The 21,319-nt window shown below is 65.8% G+C and carries 18 protein-coding genes, 1 tRNA gene, 1 other RNA gene and 3 pseudogenes; 6 read left to right on the forward strand and 17 right to left on the reverse strand.

The window, feature by feature from the left end; translation table 11 throughout:
* Positions 1 to 1,386: 1,386 nt before the first annotated feature.
* The 9 genes and pseudogenes from OG405_RS02765 to OG405_RS02805 all read right to left on the reverse strand — a co-directional run bounded on the left by OG405_RS02765 (position 1,387) and on the right by OG405_RS02805 (position 7,264).
* A pseudogene (locus OG405_RS02765) lies at positions 1,387 to 2,822 on the reverse strand (phage major capsid protein).
* Positions 2,823 to 2,842: 20 nt separating this feature from the next.
* Complete coding sequence (locus tag OG405_RS02770; protein WP_327150065.1) at positions 2,843 to 3,436, reverse strand: HK97 family phage prohead protease; 594 nt, start codon at positions 3,434 to 3,436, stop codon at positions 2,843 to 2,845.
* A 224-nt stretch (positions 3,437 to 3,660) separates the two neighbouring features.
* Positions 3,661 to 3,966 (reverse strand): hypothetical protein, encoded by a 306-nt coding sequence (locus OG405_RS02775; RefSeq protein ID WP_327150066.1) that lies wholly within the window; start codon positions 3,964 to 3,966, stop codon positions 3,661 to 3,663.
* Complete coding sequence (locus OG405_RS02780; protein WP_327150067.1) at positions 3,963 to 4,139, reverse strand: hypothetical protein; 177 nt, start codon at positions 4,137 to 4,139, stop codon at positions 3,963 to 3,965. Before OG405_RS02780 ends, OG405_RS02775 begins: the two co-directional genes overlap by 4 nt.
* 10 nt (positions 4,140 to 4,149) lie before the next feature.
* On the reverse strand, positions 4,150 to 4,308 hold the full coding sequence (locus tag OG405_RS02785) for a hypothetical protein (RefSeq protein ID WP_327150068.1): 159 nt from the start codon (positions 4,306 to 4,308) through the stop codon (positions 4,150 to 4,152).
* A 123-nt stretch (positions 4,309 to 4,431) separates the two neighbouring features.
* Complete coding sequence (locus tag OG405_RS02790) at positions 4,432 to 5,349, reverse strand: hypothetical protein (RefSeq protein ID WP_327150069.1); 918 nt, start codon at positions 5,347 to 5,349, stop codon at positions 4,432 to 4,434.
* Positions 5,346 to 5,609: a hypothetical protein gene (locus tag OG405_RS02795; protein WP_327150070.1), complete on the reverse strand. Its 264-nt coding sequence runs from the start codon at positions 5,607 to 5,609 to the stop codon at positions 5,346 to 5,348. Before OG405_RS02795 ends, OG405_RS02790 begins: the two co-directional genes overlap by 4 nt.
* 719 nt (positions 5,610 to 6,328) lie before the next feature.
* Positions 6,329 to 6,712 (reverse strand): hypothetical protein, encoded by a 384-nt coding sequence (locus OG405_RS02800; RefSeq protein ID WP_327150071.1) that lies wholly within the window; start codon positions 6,710 to 6,712, stop codon positions 6,329 to 6,331.
* A 9-nt stretch (positions 6,713 to 6,721) separates the two neighbouring features.
* Positions 6,722 to 7,264: a DUF3558 domain-containing protein gene (locus OG405_RS02805; protein WP_327150072.1), complete on the reverse strand. Its 543-nt coding sequence runs from the start codon at positions 7,262 to 7,264 to the stop codon at positions 6,722 to 6,724.
* Positions 7,265 to 8,190: 926 nt separating this feature from the next.
* Here OG405_RS02805 and OG405_RS02810 point away from each other — a divergent pair.
* A pseudogene (locus OG405_RS02810) lies at positions 8,191 to 8,403 on the forward strand (hypothetical protein); the annotation flags it as partial.
* A 152-nt stretch (positions 8,404 to 8,555) separates the two neighbouring features.
* On the opposite strand, the gene ssrA reads toward OG405_RS02810, so the two are convergent.
* The 4 genes from ssrA to OG405_RS02830 all read right to left on the reverse strand — a co-directional run bounded on the left by ssrA (position 8,556) and on the right by OG405_RS02830 (position 10,130).
* Positions 8,556 to 8,924, reverse strand: a transfer-messenger RNA (tmRNA) gene (ssrA, locus tag OG405_RS02815).
* 84 nt (positions 8,925 to 9,008) lie between these two features.
* Positions 9,009 to 9,482 carry an SsrA-binding protein SmpB gene (smpB, locus tag OG405_RS02820; protein WP_327150073.1) on the reverse strand — a complete coding sequence of 158 codons (474 nt, stop codon included), beginning with the start codon at positions 9,480 to 9,482 and terminating at the stop codon, positions 9,009 to 9,011.
* Positions 9,483 to 9,531: 49 nt separating this feature from the next.
* Positions 9,532 to 9,765 (reverse strand): hypothetical protein, encoded by a 234-nt coding sequence (locus tag OG405_RS02825; protein WP_327150074.1) that lies wholly within the window; start codon positions 9,763 to 9,765, stop codon positions 9,532 to 9,534.
* Positions 9,766 to 9,821: 56 nt separating this feature from the next.
* Positions 9,822 to 10,130, reverse strand: coding sequence for a hypothetical protein (locus tag OG405_RS02830; RefSeq protein WP_327150075.1), 309 nt, complete (start codon positions 10,128 to 10,130; stop codon positions 9,822 to 9,824).
* Positions 10,131 to 10,532: 402 nt separating this feature from the next.
* Here OG405_RS02830 and OG405_RS02835 point away from each other — a divergent pair, with 402 nt between their 5' ends.
* A complete protein-coding gene (locus OG405_RS02835) occupies positions 10,533 to 11,276 on the forward strand; it encodes an SIR2 family NAD-dependent protein deacylase (RefSeq protein WP_327150076.1) in 744 nt (247 codons plus the stop codon).
* Here OG405_RS02835 and OG405_RS02840 read toward each other — a convergent pair.
* Positions 11,241 to 12,569: a D-arabinono-1,4-lactone oxidase gene (locus tag OG405_RS02840; protein WP_327150077.1), complete on the reverse strand. Its 1,329-nt coding sequence runs from the start codon at positions 12,567 to 12,569 to the stop codon at positions 11,241 to 11,243. The genes OG405_RS02835 and OG405_RS02840 overlap by 36 nt on opposite strands.
* A 1,150-nt stretch (positions 12,570 to 13,719) precedes the next feature.
* Between OG405_RS02840 and pgm the strand changes: the two genes are divergently transcribed.
* The 4 genes from pgm (at position 13,720) to OG405_RS02860 (ending at position 17,877) form a co-directional block, all read left to right on the forward strand.
* Entirely contained in the window at positions 13,720 to 15,357 is a 1,638-nt protein-coding gene (gene pgm, locus OG405_RS02845) for a phosphoglucomutase (alpha-D-glucose-1,6-bisphosphate-dependent) (RefSeq protein WP_327150078.1), read from the forward strand.
* Positions 15,358 to 15,619: 262 nt separating this feature from the next.
* On the forward strand, positions 15,620 to 16,915 hold the full coding sequence (locus OG405_RS02850; protein ID WP_327152180.1) for an MFS transporter: 1,296 nt from the start codon (positions 15,620 to 15,622) through the stop codon (positions 16,913 to 16,915).
* A 57-nt stretch (positions 16,916 to 16,972) separates the two neighbouring features.
* Positions 16,973 to 17,710 carry a DsbA family protein gene (locus OG405_RS02855; protein WP_327150079.1) on the forward strand — a complete coding sequence of 246 codons (738 nt, stop codon included), beginning with the start codon at positions 16,973 to 16,975 and terminating at the stop codon, positions 17,708 to 17,710.
* A 94-nt stretch (positions 17,711 to 17,804) separates the two neighbouring features.
* Positions 17,805 to 17,877, forward strand: a tRNA-Ala gene (locus OG405_RS02860).
* Positions 17,878 to 17,988: 111 nt separating this feature from the next.
* Here OG405_RS02860 and OG405_RS02865 read toward each other — a convergent pair.
* The 3 genes and pseudogenes from OG405_RS02865 to OG405_RS02875 all read right to left on the reverse strand — a co-directional run bounded on the left by OG405_RS02865 (position 17,989) and on the right by OG405_RS02875 (position 21,292).
* Positions 17,989 to 18,807, reverse strand: a complete 819-nt coding sequence (locus OG405_RS02865; protein ID WP_327150080.1) for a site-specific integrase — start codon at positions 18,805 to 18,807, stop codon at positions 17,989 to 17,991.
* Between the two features lie 181 nt (positions 18,808 to 18,988).
* Positions 18,989 to 19,960 (reverse strand): FAD-binding oxidoreductase, encoded by a 972-nt coding sequence (locus OG405_RS02870; RefSeq protein ID WP_327150081.1) that lies wholly within the window; start codon positions 19,958 to 19,960, stop codon positions 18,989 to 18,991.
* Between the two features lie 413 nt (positions 19,961 to 20,373).
* Positions 20,374 to 21,292: pseudogene (locus tag OG405_RS02875) on the reverse strand (oxidoreductase).
* Positions 21,293 to 21,319: the final 27 nt, after the last annotated feature.

Raw genomic sequence — 21,319 nt, forward strand, 5'->3', positions numbered from 1 at the left:
GGGTTGGTCTCAGATCGGCATCACTGGCATACCGAAGCGGTATATCGGGGCCCAGCCTTACCGGCCACCAACCCGGCCAGCATGCCCTCGCGCACTTATCGTTCTGGTCGGGACGACTACCTCAATAGGGTAGGTCAGAATCTCATTTTCGGGCCCCGGGAAGTGGTCCAAATCGGGGCGAAATCGGGGCGGTTTTGGCGAAAATCGTGCCGCTCCCAGCGGGTATCCGCAAAACCCCAGGTCAGGGCCCTATAATTTTTCGACCTTAGAGGGGGAAATTCCGCGAGGGCGGGTCGGGAACTGCTGGTCGAATTCTCGTGGCCGCATATCCCCCCGGGGCCGGGCCACCCATCCGAGATTTCCGGCCAGCATCGCTCTCGAGGTCGACCACTCCTGCGCCGGTTTCTGGGCAGTTCGTGGTGCCCTGCGGGTGCTTATGCCTGCGCGAGTGGGGCGTGGTGGTGGGGGGATGTTGCTGGGTCCGCTGGGCGCGCTGGGGGTGCTGCGCGGGGTGTCCGGCGGCGGAGCCGTGGGGGGTCTGCGCGAGTCGGGCGGCGGGGCGCTGGGTGCCCTTGAGGTTCTGCGCGGAGGTCGGTCGACAGGGAATGCGCTTTGGGCTGGTGACGATTGCAGAGCTCGAATGCTGAACGTTGTTGTGGTTCATAGCTATTGACTGAACCTTAGGATGCAGTTGAGGGTGGTGTGGGCAGGGTACGCGCACGGGGCACCTCTCCTCGCGCCCCTCTGCCCGGCGTCCTCCCTGCCCTGCCCACGGGGCCCTACGGCTGGCGTCGGCGCACGGCTCGTAGCGATCTCTGTTGCTGCTGCCGCTTCGGTACGCGAGCCACACGAGGGATGCGGCGCGGAGGCTGGGTGCGCTGGTCCGGATGGTTGGATATCAGGCGGTCGAGGACGGATAACGCGGCGGTGTTGCCCGATCGGCGGGCCTGCTTCCGCAGCCAAATAAGCCGGGCCAGTTGGATATGCCTGGTGTTCATAGTGAGCGCCCCGTGTATGTTGTCGGAGTAAAAGAGCAGGGTCCCGTCTTCTCTGCCGCACCGCCATGAGCAAAGGCGTTGAAACATCGAGAGAAGACGGGACCCTGTGTGAGTGCATGCGGCGCGCCGTCCAAACCCCAACTTGCCCTGCCCAAGAGGAGGGGCTTGCGGTCGCGGTGCGGTTGCACTCGAAGAGGCCAGCGGCGCGAATCCGCGAAAGGTCTGAGGAAGAAAGCCCTTCGCGGTCTGCCAGGACTGGGGCGGAAGAAGAACACCCCACCTCGCGCAACCGGCCGATTCGACGGCGTGGACCAATCTGGGACTGAAACCAATTGGGGCCCGCGCCGTCGAAGTTCACACTGTGGAGTTGTGGGGCCGAGGGCCTATATCAGGCGGTCGTGGTGACCTTGAGCATCCGGAAGGCGTTGTCGTTCACCGAGTCCGATCCGGTGCGCCCGAACAGGAATCCGCCACGCTGGCCGGTTGGGCGCTGGTTGGCACCGAACAGATGCGGCACCACCTCGAATGATGCGCCCAGCCGGTCGACGATGACGAAATTGCTGAAGTTGCCATAGATGACCGGGTAGACGGTGTCATTGGCTGCCGGGGTGATGTCCGAGTTGCCCTGTAGCTGGCTCAGTTCGCGCACCGGGCGGCCGAGGAGGGTCGGCTTGTCCGAGTGCAGCGTCGGGAACTTAAGTGCGCCGGATTCGGTCTCCTGCTGGCGGAGGTGGTTTAGGGTCGCGAGGTTCATGACCAAGAGGCACCGACCTGATATCGGGCCGGTAGGGCGTTCTGGAGCTTGTAGATGTCGGCGTCGGTGATGGCCTCACCCGCAGCGTCCACCAGGCTCGCACTACCGGCCGAATCGATCAGCGCCTTGCGGATACCGATGGGCTGTCCCGAGGAGGCGCCCGTCGCGTAGGCCAGCCCGGTGTGGATACCGGCGGCGTCGGCGATGACCCGCTGAAGCTCCTTGATGAAGTTGAGCGCGTCCATCTCGACCTCGAAGCTGAACGGCGAGAACACATCGTAGGCGTGCGCGGTGATGTCGGGCGCGGTGTAGGTCGGGCTACCATCGGCGATTTCGACCGCTTCGGCCTTCCACTCCGCAGTTGCGCCAGCCGAATTCACGCCGTGCCACGAATCCGTGGTGATCTGGACGATGCGCGAGATTTCGCGGAGGGGGTTGGCCGCACCGGCGTTGGTGAGGATGACCGAGGGGTCCAGGCTGAGCGGCACCTGATACGCCCCGCCCTGCGAACCCAGTCCGAGCCCGCGCATTTCGTTCTGCACGGTACTCACGGCCCGGAAGGCTTCGGACTCTTCACCGGTCCAGGTGAGGTGGCCCCGCTCGCTCGATACAGCCTTGGCCCATGCTCGCTCGTAGGCTTCGGAGCCGGTGGTGGCGATATACCGCTCGGCCCAGCTGCCCGCCGGAGCGGACTTGAGGAACTTTTCGGCCGTGGTGGCGCTTTCGCCGTCGAGCAGGCCGCGCTTGGTCCCGGCGTCGATACTGCGCATGGCGATGTCGCGGCCGGTGTTGGCGGTGCGGCGGGGGGCGGCAGGGCTGTCGACCTGGTTGGAACCTGCGCCCTTGAGGGTCTGTACCCGGGCTTCGGCATCGGCTAGTTCAGCCTTGGCACGCTGGAGGTTCGCGGTCAGCTCCTCGAACTGGTCGGCGTCATCACCGGAGAGGTCGCCCTCCGAGCGGGTCATGATCTCGTCGGCGCGGGCGCGCATTTCGGCGATATCTTCGCGCATCTCGGAGATGGTCCGGGCGCGCTTGCGAACTGCGGGGTATTCGTTGTCGTTGGTGCTCATTCTAAATGATTCCTTGGCTTTCAGAGTTCATCGAGCAGCCGGAGCTTTGCCAGCGCTGTGTCTCTGGGAATGGTTGTCGTCGAACGATTTCGCACACCGACTGCGGTTCCGGAGTAGGCGGGAGTGGCCGTCAGGGAAATCTCGATGAGCGCGACCTCCGTAACGAGGCGGTCGATGAGGCTTCCCGGCCGGGCCATGGCGCGCCAGATGCTTTCACCGTGCAGCCGCTTGCCGTCGGAATCCATCCAGACCTCCGATATAACGCGGAATCCGATGGAGGCTCCACCTACTGCCCCGGCGGCTACGGCTTCTCGAACCGCTTCGGCGTGGGCATTCTGGAAGACGCGCCCCTCGGCGTACAGCCCGTCGGCGCGTTCCTCGAGATGCGTATAGACACCCACGGGGAGCGTTCCGCCTACTGCCGAATCTCTGCCGTGCTGCCAGAGCATCGGGATTTTGGCGGGGGCGCGTTCGCTGAGCGTTTTGCGGAAACAGCCCGGCTTCAGTGTTTCTCTGAAGTGGCCTTCGCTGCGGTTGCCGATGGTGGTGGTCTGGTCGAACGGTGCGACGAGTCCGGAGAGGGTCCTGCCGTCTGATGTTTCGGCGGTCGCCAACGAGCGGAACTCGACGTCTAGTGTGCGATTTCGGTACTTGTCTACTGCCATGGGGTGCCTTCCAGCCTTTGTTCGACTGGCTTGGTCTCCGGTGGTCCAGCGGACTCGTTCGGCGACGGTGGAATCTGAATCCCGGCCTGTCGTGAATCTATAACTACTAGTATACCCTAGGGGGGTATTTTCCTGTCGGCACGAGTGGGTATCGTCGTGATCAGGCGTCCCACTCATCCGGAATCGTCCGGCGCGGTCGGTATCGACTCGGCATGTTCGGACATCTCCTCGGCGGTAACCGAGTCGTCCCGTAACGCCAAGGTCGGAACCAGGATCAAGTCCAGTGGCTCACCCCGGAAATCGCGCCCCCAGGTGAAGCGGGTCAAATACTCGCCGGGGTGAATGCGTGGCCGATCGCCCTCTTGGATGCGTCGAGCCTTGTTGTCGGGTTCGAGCCGGTTCACGGCCCAGGCGATGATCTGGCGCACCTTGATGTCGAACGGGGTCGGCGCCTGGGCCATCATGTCCGGCGTGTTCATGCTGCTCCTCCGGTGCCCTCGTTGCGGCTTTTGGTGGGCTCGTGGCGCTTCAACCAGGCGAGGATCTCGGGCGGCGTGCGCTCAGGGCCCAGGATCGACAGCAGGGCTTGGTAGTCGGCTTTCCTGATGCGGCGCATGGCTCGGCGGGCGCGGGTGGTGGTGCTGGTGGTCATTGCGGCGGTATTACCAGCTGCCCGCGCCATAGCTTTCGAGGACGGCGACATCGGCTTCCCCGTCGAGGTAGGCGTACACCTCCATTAGCCCGATGCTCCCGTCCTTGCGGTGGAAGACCTGGATGGCGTCGGGCACAGTAAATTTGAGATCGTCGCTGTGGTCGTTCATTTGCGTAAGCCTCCGGTCGAGTTAATGAAAGCCCCCTCGAATTTCATGGGCAAAATAGGGGGCGTAAGGGCGGGCTGCTTTCGGTTCAGCAGGCGCGTATCGGATGTGAACTCTTGATCGCGATCAGCTCAGGGCGGGAATTGGCCGCTGTTCATCGGCGGGGATCTTGGACCGGTCCCACCCGGGGAGCCCGCTCAGTGCGATTTCCGAGCACAGCTCTTGCCGGATAGTGGCATCGCGCTGCTCCTCTGCCCATCGCACGGCGTCGGCGGAGGTCTGGCCGAACTCTTCCGGGATGTCGCGGGATTCGTTCACAACCATTCGAATCGGCCACCCGGCTTCGGGCTCTATCGCTTCGGCCCACGGCGGCTGATCGGTTAGTTCCAGGGCCAGGCGCCGGGCGTGATGCAGCAGCATGGGCATGGGCTCGTCTTCGCCCCGGTTCTTATACAGCTGGTAGGCGGCTTTCGTTAGGCGGACCTCGAGACCATCTCTCTTGCCCGTGAATTGGAGCGCCGCCCACGCCTGCGCCAGCTCATCGGCCCGGTGGTCTTCGTAGTCGAGAATGGCCGCCCGCGCCTGCTTCTGGGTCAACTCCCCGGCTGTGTGCTTGTCGACGGCTTCGCCGGGAGTAAGTAGTGGCACAACGGTTTTCGGCTCCGAATCGGAGCTCTGGGGCGCGGCCGGCTTCGACCTCTTGGCTCTCGGCTTGTACTGGTCGCGCTTGGCCTTGGCTTTTTCTTCGAGCTGCTTAGTCGAGGCCTGGGTGTCGTCCCACTCGGTGAGCTTCCACATGCCCGGCCCGACCTCGACCAGCCTGCCCGACTCGATAAGTGCCGGAACGGCCGCACGCCAGGGTTTGGCAATCGAGGCCGCGCTCGTGATGTCGTCGCGGGTGACGGTGCCGTTGGTGCCGTTGGCTGCCGAGTGGGCGAATAGCTCGACCCGGAGCAGCTTTGCCGACACGGATAGCCTGGCGGCGTCGCCGAGCAGCTTTGTGTCGATGAGCGCCGCGAACGGCCTGCGTCGCTGCCTGCTCATCGCCTGTTACCGGCGGCCTTGATCGTCTCGGTGAGGCTGGCGACCTGCTCGGCGGTAAACGGCGCGACCGGCCCCCGCAGACCGTCGTCATCGCTCGTCAGGGCTGCGATCCAGTCCAACAGCCGTACGTGTGCGTAGTGTCGGCGGGCGTCGGCAATCTGAGCTGCGGTTCCTCGGCGGTCCTTGCGGTACAGCTGAGCAAGCGCGGTTCGGGCTGCTCGGGTGCGCTGGGTGGCGGGCGCGGAGAGGGGCGGCATCATAATTGTTCGATTTCTTCCGAGGGATGTCGTCAGGTTTGTGGTATCTAAATCCACTAGCAATTAAACCAGTGGCCACCGCGTATCTGCCGTGGAGTGTGCAATCGTCGTGTTTGGTACACGTAATCGCACCGGCTCTGAATTCGACTGCCGAGCCCCCTTTGACACTTAATCGTCAAACTAATATCGGCATTCTGGGAGACTGAAATTGCCTCGGGGTATGCCGACCTACCCAGAGTCGATTTTCGCGGCCCTATGGCTCTCCCTGTACTCAGGGCGGGCTATGCCTGTCGACTGTCCGGGGTGCGGTGGGCGTGGGTGTGTCCTGCCCCAGGGAATTCTTCGGTGCGCCGGGGCGCCTGGGTATTCTCGGTGCGCGGGTGTTCGCGGGTATTTGCGGTGCGCGGTCTGGCCAGCGTCCCCCGGGTGTCTTTGCGCTTTCTTGCCCGGCGGCCCCGCTCGGAGGGGTGAGCCCCCCAGAGGGGCGAATACCCCGACGGCGGGGTTCCGCCGGAAGGAATACTTCTCTATACCCTCTTTAGGAGGGTAAGAGAAGATTACCTTCTCTTAGACCACGCCCGCGCATTGGAAATCCGGCTGTTTACGCAGGTAGTGCCGGGTATTTGGGCCCTTGCGGAATGGGACGCTCCGTCGACGCAGCGTCGACGCTCCGTCCGAACGGCCCCACTGTCGCGCACTGTCGCACCCCCCGGTTCAGACACTCAGGACGGACCGGCATTGCCCAGCGCGCTCGAGGTCTGGTCGTCGGTCTCTGCTATCTGCTTGACCGACAGCTCGAAGGTTTGCTTCATCAGCCCGGTGATCTCGATGGCCTTGGTGAGTCGGTTCACGGCCGAGTCTTCATCCCCGAGCGCCTTCTTGGCGAACTTGTCCGATAGCTGAGTCGCCGACCGCAACCCGCCGAACCCCGAGATGTATTGGAGGTTCGTAGCCTGGACCACCATGTCGTTTAGCTGGCCGATGAACGTGTCGCAGCGCTTCGCCAGGGCCTCCCCGACGGTCTTGTCCATCCGCAGTTCGCCGTTCTCGGCTTGGGTCCGCAGGTTCTGCCAGTACTTGAGCTGGTCTTCTTGATCGTCGGCCACGGCCGCCCCTTAGTTCGGTAGAAATGGCTCCAGCTCGGTAGCTTGCTCGACCGCCAGACTGCACGGTGGCTTCTCGGGGGCTGTCTCCCTCTCCGACGCATCCCAATCGACGATGACGTTCGCCATGCCCCCGCCGCTCGGCATCGAGACGTAGCACCGGAGCATCAACGGGCTGTTCGCCTGGCGGTAGGTTTTCCCGGCCCTCGAGCCGATCTGAACATCCGAGAGGCCGGTAATCGTCGGGTTACCCGGTAGATCATCCTGGGTGAACGTGGTCGTGCCGATGCTCACCGCATAGGGCGTCTTGTCGACAGGCCGCCAGAAACAGATCTTCCAGGTGCCGCCGCCGGTCGGAGTGTCGACAGAGGTCTTCTTAGTTGCGGGGTCCAGTCCAGCCGCGCGCAGTGCATCGTCGGGCAGGTCACTGCATGGGTTGAACGCAACTGTGGTCGGCCGTTCTGTGGTGGTCGGGCTCCCCTCGACGGTGGTCTCTCCGCAACCCGCGACCAGCAGTCCCGCGCAAGCCAACAGCGGCAACCAGATTCGGCCCACAGCGCCCCCTTTCGACTGCCGAAACTCTATCAGCTCTCAATCCACCAAGTACGGGGTCGCGCGTGCCGGTCTGGGAGTACCTGGCCCCCAACTGGAAATACCGGCGGACCCGTACCGCGATCTATCCCGATATCGGCGTCGGCGGCTGCGAAACGGATGGATGTAGCGCTCCCACCATCCACCATCGGGGTCTAGGGTCGGGGTGTGGCCAGCGTGCAGCGCTACGCGATCAAGGCCGGGCGCAGATATCGGGTCCGATACCGCCAACCCAACGGCCGGACGACCGCGCGCAACGGCTTCAAGACCCGACAAGCCGCCCAGCAGTTCGCCAACACCGTCGAGGTGGCCAAGCTGGATCGGACCTATATCGCCCCGGCGCGCGGCAGGATCACGGTGAGCGAACTCGGTCTACCCCGGCAGGCGCATGTCAAGGTCTCATGGTCTACGCGGCGCGAGAGCCTGTGGAGGGTGCATGTCGAGCCGTTCTGGGGCGAGCGCTCGGTCGCATCCATCACCCGGCCGGAGGTTACCGACTGGATAGCGGGAATCGACCGCGCACCCTCTACCGTCGCCGATATCCACACCGTGTTGTGCGCCGTCCTGGATCGGGCCGTGGAGGAGAGCCGCATACCGACCAATCCGGCGCGCGGGGTGAAGCTGCCCAGACGTTCGGCCACCGAGCACAACTACCTAACGCATGCCCAAGTTGCCGCGCTGGTCGCCGAAGCCAAGCATCCGGAGATTGTGGCCCTGCTGGCGTACTCGGGGCTGCGCTGGGGCGAGATGGCAGCACTCCGACCGCGCGATATCGAGGCCCGGCGCATCCACATCGTTCGGTCGGCAAGCAAGGTCAACAGCCGCTCCGTGATGACCACACCGAAAACCTGGGAACGGCGCACTATTGCGGTACCGGGGGCGTTATGGACATGCTCGGGCCGCTGCTCGGTAAGTCTGCTGACGCGCTGGTCTGGTCGCGTCCCGATGGTGAGCCGCTGCGCCCGCCGACCACGACCCACTGGTTTGCTGCCGCCGTACGTCGATGCCAAGATGCCGACCCCACCTTTCCCCGGGTGACCGCGCACCAACTACGCCACACGGCCGCGAGCCTCATGATCTCCACTGGTGCCAACGTCAAGGTCGTGCAGCGCCAGCTAGGCCACAAGTCCGCAACCATGACCCTGGATCTCTATGGGCACCTGTTCGCCGACGACTTGGATGCGCTTGTTTTGCGCTTGGACGGGCTGCTTGTGGCAAAAAACAACTCCCCACCTGCCGAAACAGATGGGGAGTTCAGTGGAGCTGCCGGGAATCGAACCCGGGTCCTCCGCCGCTTCATCAAGGCTTCTCCGTGTGCAGTTCGCTGGGCCTCTACTCGGATCTCCCGGTCTCGCGAACAAGCCGGGATGACGATCCCAGTCGCTGTTGGATGTCCCGTACTACTCCGCGACCGAATCGCACGGTGAGCCCTCTAGCTGATGCCGGCACCGAAGCCGAGGGCAAACCTCGGGCCGACAGAGACGCTATCGCTTAGGCAGCGAGAGCGTACTCGCGCTGATTGGAATCGGCGCTTAATTGGTTGCAGCGACGCTTACGGTGGTCTCCTGCCTGCACCGACACGCTTCCCCTGAATCTACGTACGCAGTCGAAACCGTTCAGCCCCGTGCGTCCCGGCACTTTGCCGGGCTTGTCATGTTAACACCTGACCCACCCCGGTTCATTCCCATTTACGGCGTCGCCGGGCCGCTCAGCGCATGCCCTTGATGCGGCGGCCGATCTCACGGGTGACCTCGCGTTCAGCGGTGCGCCGGGCCAGATCTTGCCGTTTGTCGTAGTCCTGCTTACCTTTGGCGAGGGCGAGCTCGACCTTCACCTTGCCGTCGGAGAAGTACATCGACAGCGGTACCAGGGTCTGGTTTCCCTCGCGGGATTTGCCGACCAGGCGTTCGATCTCCCGTTTGTGCAGCAGCAGCTTGCGGACCCGGCGCGGTGCGTGGTTGGTCCAGGTGCCGTGACTGAACTCGGGGATGTGCAGGCCGCGTAGCCATACTTCCCCGTTGTCCACGGTCGCGAAGGCGTCCACCAGTGAGGCCTTGCTCTCACGCAGACTCTTGACCTCGGTACCGACCAACGCGATCCCGGCCTCGTAGATGTCCAGGATCGTGTAGTTGTGCCGTGCCCGGCGGTTGGTCGCGATGACCTTGCGCCCGTTCTCCTTCATATCGACAACCTTAAGCGGCCGCGGCAAGCCGGTTATTCCCGGTGGCCGGTCAGCCGGGTTGGAGTACCAGATAGAGGACGAAGACCCCCGCGAAGGCGATGACCAGCAGCACCGTGGACAGGCGTGGCCTGCCGCTGCCGGTCGGAAGGATTCGGCGGTCGAGCCAGCTGCTCTCGACCGCCGGGTCTGTGTTCCGGGTCCGTGGCGGGCCGTCCGCGGGTTCGCCGGAGCGATCGGCCCCGTCCCCGCCGATGGTGTCCTCGGACCCGTCCCCGGATACCATGCACGCAGACTAGCTGTGCGGGCAGATATTCGCGGACGGGGCGCGCGAATACGGTGTCAGCGAGCGGATCTCAGGATCCGCAGCGCGATCCCGAGGCCGACGAGGATGCTCGCGGTGGCGACCAGTGCGGTGGCGAAGGACTGGGTCAGAGCGGCGATACCGGTGCTGAAGATGAGGCACGTGGCGAGAGCCAGCAGCGCGGTGCCCCATTCCATACCGGCGATCCGGGCAGGTCGGTTACGCAGTGCTGTCATATTTTCGGAGTACCCGGCGCCGTGGGTTATCAAACCGTTACTGCCGTAATCACCGGAAATATGGTAATCGACCCGCAGGTCTGCCGTACGGGGTGTGCGGTGGCGAGCCATGGCAAAACCTCCGTTTCGGAGTCGGTGCGGCGACCTACTTCACAGTAACGGAGAAATCTCCTCCTGGACACCTGTCAGCAAATCTGGAGACAACCATCACAGTAGGCCTCGGTCAACGGTTCGGTGGTGCGATCTGCTTGTGATCTTTCAGCAAAATTGCCTGTTCCAGGACATCAAGTTGGTTTCGGGTGGGTTGACGCGACCGGGGGAATCCGAAGGTGGCCTCCAGTGGACCGGACGCCGCGAAATGTTGCTGATTATTAACTGAAATCGGCCCGGGAATGCCTCGATGCCGGGTGCTGAACCTGCTGCCTAAGCTCGTGGTATGTGCAATCCAATCCGGCGGGCACCGTGGTCCCGCGCACTGCACGGGTGGCCGGTTCCGGACGCGGGTGCGCAGCGGTGACCGAGTGGTACGAGCGCACCGGTCGTCTCGCCGCTCTCACCGGTGCCGGAATCTCCACTGACAGCGGTATCCCCGATTTCCGCGGCCCACGCGGGGTCTGGACCGAGGATCCGATCGCAGAACTGCTGTCCACCTACGACCACTATCTGGCCGACCCGGAGCTACGCCGGAAATCCTGGCTCGCCCGCCGCGACAATCCCGCGTGGAAGGCCGAACCCAACGGTGCCCACCGCGCCCTGGTGGATCTGGAACGGGCCGGCCGGGCGCTCACGATCGTCACCCAGAACATCGACCGGCTGCATCAGCGTGCCGGTTCCACGCCGAAGCGGGTGGTGGAGATCCACGGCAATATGTTCGACGTGGTCTGCGTGCAATGCGACTACTCCGCCTCCATGGCCGGCGCTCTGGAACGGGTGGCCGCGGGCGAAGCCGATCCGCCCTGTCCGGTGTGCGGTGGTGTGCTCAAGGCCGATGTCATCATGTTCGGCCAGGCCCTGGATCACCGCACGCTGGTCAAAGCGACGCTGGCCGCCGAGACCGCGGATATCTTCCTGGCCGTCGGCACCTCGTTGCAGGTGGAACCGGCGGCGTTGCTGTGCGGACGGGCGGTGGCGGCGGGGGCTGATCTGATCGTCGTCAACGCCGAACCCACGCCCTACGATTCGCTGGCGACCGAAGTAGTGCGCGAACCCATCGGTGCCGCGTTACCCGCGCTGGTCGACCGCATCCTCGGCCGCTGAGACCGGGCCGAGTATCCGGTCGAGATAGTCGTTGGTGAACCGGCCGGCGGGGTCGTAGCGCCGGCGAACCGCCGTGAAACGGTCCCATTCGGGGTAACGACGACGCAGGGTCTCCGCCGTCTGATAGTGGCGTTTGCCCCAGTGCGGCCGCCCGTCGTACCTGTCGAAGATCGCCTCGCAAGCGCGGAAGAACGGCTCGTGGTCCATCCCCTCGTACTGGTGCACCGCGATATAGCAGGTCGCCCGGCCGCTCGCGGGGGAGAGGAACGCATCGTCGCCCGCCACCCAGCGCACCTCGATCGGCATCGGGCTGTCGAAGCGCTTCGCTGTCTCTTTGATCTCGCTGATCGCTGCGACCGAATCCTCGCGAGGGATCGCGTATTCCATCTCGGTGAACCGGAACAGGCGGGGGCTGGTGAACACCCGATACGACCGGTCGACCTGGCGACGGTAGCTACCGGCGTAAGCGGCGCCGCGTTGGATCCAGGGAATGAGCGAAGGTCTGCGGCGGGCGAGCCGGCACAGTCCGTCGAAAACGTGGTTGGACAGCAGGATATCGGCGAACCAATCCACCGATTCGGGTCGTGGCGCCGGGGCCAGATCGACGCGATTGTTGCGTTTGGTCATCGCTATCGGGCTGTGCGCGAACATATAGAACTCGAAATGGTCGTTGCCGTCGATGTAGGTGTCGAGGTCCGTGAGCAATTCTTCGACCGGGACCGGGCGTTCGATACCTTCGAGGACGAACGAGGGCACCAATCGCAGTGTGAACGCGGTGACCACGCCCAGGGCGCCGAGTCCCACCCGGGCCGCCCGCCAGGCCTGGGCATCGGTTTCCTCGGTCAGTTCCACGATCCGGCCGTCGGCCGTCATCAGTTCCACCGCGTGCAGGGCCGCGGAGATATTCGGCAGCCGCCCGCCGGTGCCGTGAGTCGCGGTCGCGGTGGCGCCCGCGATCGTCTGGACGTCGATATCGCCGAGGTTGGGAAACGCCAGGCCGTGCTCGTCGAGCCGGCTGTTGAGTGCCGCGAGTGTCATACCGGCCTGCACCCGGGCGAGCCCGGCCTCGCGATCGACGTCGAGTGCGCGGTTCATACGGGACAGGTCCAGCAGCACGCCGTCGGTGAGGCAGGTGTCGGTGAACGAATGGCCCGAACCGGCGACGCGGACACGATGGCCGTCCTCGCTCGCCCGGGCGAGTTCGGCGGCCAGTTCTGTGTGATCGCGCGGTGCGCACAGCCGTGCCGGTGTGCAGCGCTGGTCACCGGCCCAGTTCACCCATAACTTGGTCACCCGTCCAACTCTAGGGGAAAACGGCCGCCGGTGTGCGGCAACGTGGAGAAGGAGACGCGGAGAAGAATCGCCGGCCGCGGGCCGTAGGCGGGTGAGGAAAGCCCCCGCTCCGCCGTCTCGGCCTGCTCGACCTCGGCCACGCGTTGAGCGCGTTCACCGTCAGTGGCGGCGGCGGTGAACGCGCGGCCCGGGTGCCGCGCGAATCAGCGGGAATCGGTTTCGATCCCGCCGACCCGATCCCGGAACAACCATCGGCGGCGTGGATCCGGAACGTCGGCCGGGCAGCCGAAGTCCTCCGACGTGGCAGCTGCCGGTGATCACGACCTGCCGTTCGCATCGGGAGCAATTGCCGCAGCGGATGATCCGGTGCGCACCCGCATCGCGCCGCCGGCCACTGGACGGGCGAAGCTGCTGGTCACTGAAATTCCGGCCCCATTTCGACCCATTCGCACGGTTTCCGGTGCCGGATGTGGGGGTGGGTTCACCGCACTTTCCGGTCGCCCCGGCCGGGTTCGTACACTGCTCGGATCAGGAGCCCTCGCCGCGGGGCTCACCGGCGCGTGCCGCGGTGATCGTCGTCCACCGACCCCGTCCGCGGCTGGAACGCCGGCCACCCGGTGGGCGACCGGACGGCGCAGCGGGGCAACGCAGTCGGCACGAGCGCAACGTAGGACGGTACGAGCGAGAGGGGTCGGGTCATGAGTGTTTCGGGAAGGTCCGGATCATCGGCCGCGGTGGTGCGCGCGCCGACCGCGGGATATGGGGTGCCTGCCGGTTTGCACGATGCTGTGTCTCGGTGCCCGGGGACCGCCGCGGGCACCACGCCCGGCGAATCCCGGCTGCCCGGGCGCACATCGGCGGTTAGCATTGTGTGCTCGACGCAGCCGGATGCGTCCATCGGTGCGCATACGCTTCGAGAGGCGCCGACGGGGATGCGGCTCGGACTCCACGGTGCGCGCACCGCCTGCGGTGCTTCCGGGTGTGAGAGGGCCGGGATCGCCACCGGCGGCGCACGTGCGCACATGCTCGACACCGTCGTGCGCACCGGGATCCGGCTCCACGCGGTACAAGTCGCGGCCACGACCCCGGGGCCGTTCCGGTGATCACGATGACCAGCCGCGTGCGGCCGACCACGAAGGGAGACCCGAGCATGGCCCACAATCGAGCCGGACGGCCCGCCCGCCCCAGCGATCTGGTGGATGTTCCGGGACTGGTGACCGCGTATTACAGCCGGGTTCCCGACCCCGCCGACCCCAACCAGCGAGTGATCTTCGGTACCTCGGGGCACCGCGGTTCCAGCCTGGACGCCACCTTCAACGAAGCGCATATCCTGGCCATCACGCAGGCTGTCGTCGAATATCGAGCGACCCGGGGGATCACCGGTCCGGTGTATCTGGCCCGCGACACCCACGCTTTGTCCGAACCTGCCTGGACCACCGTTCTGGAAGTGCTGGCCGGCAACGATATCGGCGCCGTGGTCGATTCCCGCGGCCGCTACACCCCGACGCCCGCGCTGAGTCACGCGGTGGTGCGCCACAATCGGGACGGCGCGCGGCATCAGGCCGACGGCATCGTGGTGACCCCGTCGCACAATCCGCCCCGCGACGGCGGGATCAAATACAACCCCCCACACGGTGGCCCGGCCGATACCGGCGCTACGGACAGCATCGCCGCACGCGCCAACGAACTGTTGCACGGTGGCCTCGCCGGAGTGAAGCGCGCCCCGCTCACCCGGGCGATGGACGCGGTCGGCCGTTACGACTACCTCGACCATTACATCGCCGATCTGCCCGCGGTGCTGAACCTCGACGCGATCCGCGGCGCGGGGATCCGGCTCGGCGCCGATCCCATGGGCGGCGCCAGCGTCGACTATTGGGAGGAGATCGGCCAGCGTTACGACCTCGATCTCGAGGTGGTGAATCCGAGCGTCGACCCCACCTGGCGTTTCATGACGCTCGACAGCGACGGACAGATCCGGATGGACCCCTCGTCCCCGCACGCCATGGCCTCGCTGGTGGCCATCCGCGACGACTACGACATCTCCACCGGTAACGATGCCGACGCCGACCGGCACGGCATCGTCACTCCGGACGGCGGACTGATGAACCCGAACCATTACCTGGCGGTGGCCATCGAGTACCTGGTGGCCAACCGGCGCGGCTGGGACGCACTCACCAAGATCGGTAAAACCGCGGTCACCTCCTCGATGATCGACCGAGTGGTGAGTGTGCTCGGCCGAGACGTCCACGAGGTGCCGGTCGGCTTCAAATGGTTCGTTCCGGGCCTGTTCAGCGGCAGTCTCGCGTTCGGTGGTGAGGAGAGCGCGGGTGCGTCGTTCCTGCGGATGGACGGCACCGTGTGGACCACCGAGAAGGACGGCATCCTGCTGGCCCTGCTCGCCGCCGAGATCGCCGCGGTCACCGGGCAGAGCCCGTCCACCCGCTATCACGAGCTCGAACGCCGCTACGGCAGCCCCGCCTACGCCCGTATCGACGCTCCCGCCGAACCCGAGCAGAAGAAATTGCTCGCCGGCCTCAGTCCCGAACAGGTGAGCGGCGACGAGATCGCGGGCGAACCGATCACCGAGGTGGCCACCCGTGCCCGGGGCAACGGCGCGGAACTGGGTGGATTGAAGGTGAGCACCGAGAACGCCTGGTTCGCGGCGCGGCCCTCGGGTACCGAGAACAAATACAAGATCTACGCCGAGTCCTTCCACGGAACCGAACACCTCGCGCAGGTTCAGGAGGCAGCCCGGGAGATGGTCGGGCGGGTACTGGCCGACGGGTAGATCGCCGGGGCCGGCGGGGTGTGCTGACCGGCACCTGCCGACCCGCGGACCGGTAAACCCCGCGTAGACGCGGGGAATTGCGGGGTCCGCCCCGGCGTTGACTGTCGGGGTGAGTGGTGAGGCCGTGGCAGATGATCGACCCGGGTCCGGGAGTACGAACGGATCGGGTGAGCAGGCCACGGTGCTCTCGTCGCGACTCCGCCGCCTCTTCCCGGTCCGCCGGCGTGCGAACCCGTCGGCGAAGCCCCCGCTCCCCAGCGAGATATGGGTACTGATCAGCGCCGCCTTCTGTGTCGCGATCGGATTCGGCCTGGTGTCGCCGGTACTGCCGCAGTTCGCGCTCAGCTTCGGAGTGGGAGTGGCGGCCGCCTCGGCGATCGTGAGCGCCTTCGCCGCCATGCGGCTGCTGTTCGCGCCGGTCAGCGGCCGGTTGGTGCAGTTGCTGGGGGAGCGGCGGATCTACCTGGTCGGTCTGCTGATCGTCGCGGTGTCCACGGGTGCGAGCGCCTTCGCCCAGACCTACTGGCAACTGATGGTGCTGCGATCACTCGGCGGAGTCGGCTCCACCATGTTCACCGTCTCGTCTATGGCGTTGGTGATCCGGCTCTCCCCGCCCACCGAACGAGGCCGGGTCACCGGGCTGTGGTCGACCTGCTTCCTGATCGGCGGGCTCTCGGGGCCGCTGATCGGCGGTGCCCTCGCCGGCTTCGGGCTGCGTGCCCCGTTCCTGATCTACGCGGTCGCCCTGCTGCTGGCCGTCGCGGTCGTCTATTTCAACCTGCGCGACTCCCGTATCACCGAATTCGAATCGGGCCGCGACGCGGCAACCGTCAGTTTCCGGCAGGGGCTGGCGCGGCCGGAGTACCGGGCCGCCCTGTTCTCCAACTTCGCCAGCGGCGCCGCAGTGTTCGGCGTCCGGATGGCGCTGGTCCCGCTGCTGGTGGTGGAGGTGCTGGGCCAATCGCCCGGAATGGCCGGTGTCGCGCTCACCGTTTTCGCCGCCGGCAACGCGACGGTGCTGTTCTTCTCCGGCCGGTTGTCCGACCGTCACGGCCGTCGCCCGCTGCTCATCTCCGGCGCCCTGGTGTGCGCGATCGGCACCACCGGTCTAGGGCTCGCCCCGAATATGACCTGGCTGCTGGCCACCTCGTTCGTCGCCGGTATCGGGTCCGGTCTGTTCACTCCCGCTCAGCAGGCCGCCGTCGGCGATATCATCGGCAACCGCGCCCGTGGCGGCACCATGCTCGCCGGATTCCAGATGGCCCAGGATCTGGGGACGGTCCTGGGACCCATCGTGGTCGGCGCGATCGCACAGCGGCTGTCCTACGGTGCCGGTCTCGCGGTCACCGGATCCTTGCTCGCCGTCGCGGCACTGGCCTGGCTGGTCGTCCCCGAACCGATGGACCGCGCCCCCGCGGCCCCGGCGCCGGACAACGTCTCCGAGCGCTCCGGCGTCTCCGTATCGAAGTCTACGGACAACGGCGCCATCGCCGTCGACACGGCCGCGGGTTCTCCGCGCTCCACCGGTCTCGACCGCCGGCCGGAAACCCGGCCCTGACTCGCGCCTGCCGGATTCACACGTGACCGGTTCGCCCGGATACGGCAGAGTGGTCGCGTGAGCAACTCGTCGCCCGACTACACGCCGCGGCCGATGTCCAACCGGACCACCTACGCGCTCGGCGCACTGGCCCTGGTCCTGATCGCGCTGATCGTGGTCTTCGCCTACCGCTGGGGCAGCCGTGAGGAAGCCCAGGTCCGCAACGACGGCTACGGCACGGTACACAACGAGGCGGTGACCGCGGCGCTGCAGAGCGACGGCGGCGTCCGCCTCGGCCACCCGGAAGCCCCCAAGACGATCGAGGTCTACGAGGACCCCATGTGCCCGTCCTGCGGCACCCTGGAAACCCTCTACGGTCAGGAACTCGCGCAGAAGCTCGACGAGGGCAAACTCGCCGTCCGCTACCGGTTCGTCAATTTCCTCGACCCCAAATCCTCCAGCGGCGACTACTCCACCCGCGCGATCGCCGCCCTGCAGTGCGTCGCGGAGACCGGTTCCGGCCCCACCTACTCGAAGTTCCACGAGACCCTGTTCACCACCCGGCAACCGGACGAGGGCTCCGAGCTCAGCGATGACGAACTGCTCACCATCGCGACCGAATCCGGTGCCACCGAACCCGCCCGCGAATGCATCACCTCCGGCGCCCGCCGTGGTCAGATAGCCGATCAGGCCGCCGCCACACTCGACGATCTGACGGCCGCCCTCGACGGCGCCGCAGCCACGCCCAGTGTGTTCGACGTCGCTACCAAGATCGATGTCAACGAGCCGGACTGGGTGCAGCAGCTGGCCCCGTGACCTCGGCGTTCCCCCGGAATCCAGGCGATTTGGTTCCTGGTGTCGACGTGGTGTAACTTCGTTCAGGCAGCCGGGGAACCGGCGGCAAATATCCGGGGCTATGGCGCAGCTGGTAGCGCACCACACTGGCAGTGTGGGGGTCAGGGGTTCGAGTCCCCTTAGCTCCACTACATTTACGCAGATCAGGGCCGGTATTTGTACCGGCCCTGTTTTCTTTTCACGGCCAGCGTGCCAAGATCTTGCCAATGCGCGGGGACTCGATTTCCGCCCGCGCCCAGCTAGACAGCCTCGGCCATGTCTCCGAACATCGCCGCCGCCGCAGTCGTCAAACCCTCGTCATACACCCGGTTGTAGACAGCGGTCGTCATCCGCACATCGTGACCATGCCACGCCGCGACCGTCGACGCCGGAACATTGGCGTGCAGCATCACTGACACCGACGTGTGCCGGAGGTTGCGCAGCGTGATTCGGGGCAGCTCCGCTGCAATACGGATGCGGTGAAACCACCCTGTGAACGTGCGCGGCAGTACCGGGCGACCATCGAACGAGGAACACATGTGCGCGCCCTCATCCCACGGCAGCCCCAACGCCGCCCGCTCCTTTTCCTGCTGGGTCCGCAGTTCACGCAAGGCCGTAGCCGCCTCTGCCGGCAGCGGCAACGTACGGCGCGAGCGCGTCGTTTTCGGCTCGTCGACCGCGTGCTCCTTGCCCTCGACCTCCACGTGCCCCTGCTCGATACTCAACGTCTCTCGCGTGAGGTCGATGTCGGACCAGCGCAGGCCGCACACCTCCGATCGGCGAAGCCCGTAGGTCGACAGCAGGAAAGCCGCATACAGCCGATCCTCCTTCGCCTTCTCGGCGAACGTGTGCACCTGCTCGCGGGTCCACACATCCGCGGAGGTGACCTTGCCCGGCCGCTGCCGCGGAGCATCCACGTATTCGGCAGGGTCACGGGGGATCATTCCTTGCCGGGTCGCGTACTCGGTGACCTCCTGGACCATGACGAGCGCCAACCGGACCGTCGACGGCTCCAGTGGCTTGCCCTTCATCGAGCCCGTCTCCAGCATCGTGGAAACCCATTCGTCCACATGCGCCACGGCCTCGTCTTTGTACTCGGGCGAGTACTTCTTCCGCTGATGAGCCACGACCTATTTTCCCTCACATTTCCGTAACCGCCTTATCAGGGTCACTGTCCGGAGGGAGCCGGGCACCTCAATTTCGTCTGCCGCTCGCGTCGAGTTTTCTGTCATTTCTGTTCCTTTGGGCGGTATCGAAGGTTCAGTCGTTGCCGAGGGCGGTGGCGGGGATGGTGTTGCCGCCCCGGAAGAGGAATATCGGGGCGACCTGCTTTTTCAGGTCGAGGAGGCGCTGGTAGTCCCCTGGTGCGTATCCGGCCGGTATGCGTGTGGGGTCGGCCGGCCCGAACTGGAAGTTCAGCGAGAATCCGCCGGTCGTCCAGGGCTGTATCGCGTCGAGGACACCGTTGTGCGCGGTGCCCAGGAGGTCGGGGTCGAGTCCGTCCGCGGGTGACAGGACGCTGAGCAGGTAGCGGGCGTCGCGGTGGCCGACCGCGCTGGGTTCTTGCGGTGGCCTGGACAACGCGCCGCCGAGATGGCGTAGGCCGATGATGAGCGGCAGCTCCGAGCCGGTCTGCGCCAGAATAGTTTCGGTTGTCCCGGTGCCTTCGCGGAGGAAGATGTTGGTGCCCTGATAGGAGTGCGGGTCGGAGGGATCGTCGAATACAGCGGCCGACTCGGCGAAGGCCATATCGCGGACGGTGTCCACGAGACAGGTACCGAGATCACGCAGCGGCGCGATCACTGTCTCGCCCGCGTCGGAGTCTCCGGCGTAGGCGAGCTGGATGTGGGCGACCAGACGTCCTCGCAGCGGGTCGGGGACTTCCGGGATGTCGGGGAACGGGATCAGCAGTATCGCCGAGGTCATCTCCTCCGGAACGGAAGCCGTCCAGCGCAGCCAGCCATCCAGAATCGCCGGGCCGGCGTCGAAGTAGAGCCCGCCCCCGTACAGTCGCGGCACCGGTACCAGGGCGATCTCCATGCCGGTGACCACCCCGAAATTGCCGCCGCCGCCACGCAACGCCCAGAACAGGTCCGGCTCGAACTCGGCCGTCACTTCACGCAGCCGGCCGTCGGCGGTGACGAGTTCGAGGCGGCGCACCTGATCGGCGGCGTAACCGTATCGCCGGGCCAGCAGTCCGATTCCGCCCCCCCAGGCTGTAGGACACGGCACCGACTTGCGGTAGCGAACCACTCAGCGGGGCCAGCCCGTGACCGGCCGCCGCGTCGATGACCTGCTGCCAGCACACACCCGCCTCGATCCACGCGGACTCACCCGAAAAGATCGCCACGGCCCTCATCGCCCTCGACGCACCCTTCACCCTCGACGCGCCACCCGAACTTCGCGACGAACTGCATATCCTCGCCGAGCGTCTGGCGACCGCCGCCCGCCCACCGGAGAATACTGAGTTCCCATAGCGTGGCTTAGGGGTTCCTGAAAGCCGCCGCCTTGTTCTTCGCCGGTCACGGTTGTCGAGGTCCGTCGCGTCCGGGCCCGCCACGACGCACTCGCTCAATGGTTCGAGCGCTACAACTACGCTCGCCCACACACCGCCTGCGGCGGCCGACCCTGGTGCAGGAGTGTCTTCAGGTGTATCGAACGGTCGTCAAGTTTTCCGAGACCGCCCAGAGCCGCTGCCCTATTCCGATGTCGGTCGCCGCCGCGGACAGTCGCACCCGCTTCGGTGCGCCACGCAATTCGCCCGCGCCGCCCGGCCCGATGAACTCGCCGCCGCGCACTTCGGGTGCGGTCGCGGCAAACAGCTGCGGTAACGCGCCCTGGTCCGGGGATTGGGCGAGCGGGCTGAGGATCCGGCCGTACACCATCCGGATCGCGCCGACGGGTGTGCCGCGCTGCAGGTTGGTGGCGGCGTAACCAGGGTGTGCGAGCACGCTGCGGACCTGACTGCCCTGCGCAGTCAGTCGCCGGTGTAGCTCCCAGCCGAAGACGGCGTTGGCCAGCTTGGACTGGTTGTAGAAACGCATCGGCGCGTAGTTTGCGCTCGCCTGCGAGGTCGTCGAAGAACAACCGTCCCTGACGGTGATTGGCCGAGGTCACCGTGACCACTCGTGAATCGTCGCCGGTGAGCAGGTCGAGCAGCAGGCCGGTGAGGGCGAAGTGGCCGAGATGGTTTGCGGCGAATTGTAATTCGTGTCCCTGCGCACTGAGGGTGCGTGGTGGCGCCAGCACGCCCGCGTTGTTGATCAGCACATCCAGCCGGTCATGGTCTGCCCGAATTAGGTCGGCGAACGCTCGGATCGAATCGAGGTCGGCCAAGTCGACGCTGCGAACTTCCAGGCGAGCTCCTGGCTGCTCGGCGCTGATCCGTGCGGCCGCGCGGTGTCCCTTGTTCTTGTCACGTACGGCGAGGATCACTCGCCCACCCCTGCTGGCGATCGCCCGGGTGGTCGCCAGGCCGAGGCCGCTGTTGGCCCCGGTAATGACGAAAAGCCGCCCGGTCTGATCAGGAATCGTCGTGGCGTCCCAGGATGTTCGCTCAGTCATACGGCACATGATGACTGGAGTGTCACT

Origin of the sequence: Nocardia sp. NBC_01329, from assembly GCF_035956715.1 — a bacterium.
Classification (GTDB): Bacteria; Actinomycetota; Actinomycetes; order Mycobacteriales; family Mycobacteriaceae; genus Nocardia.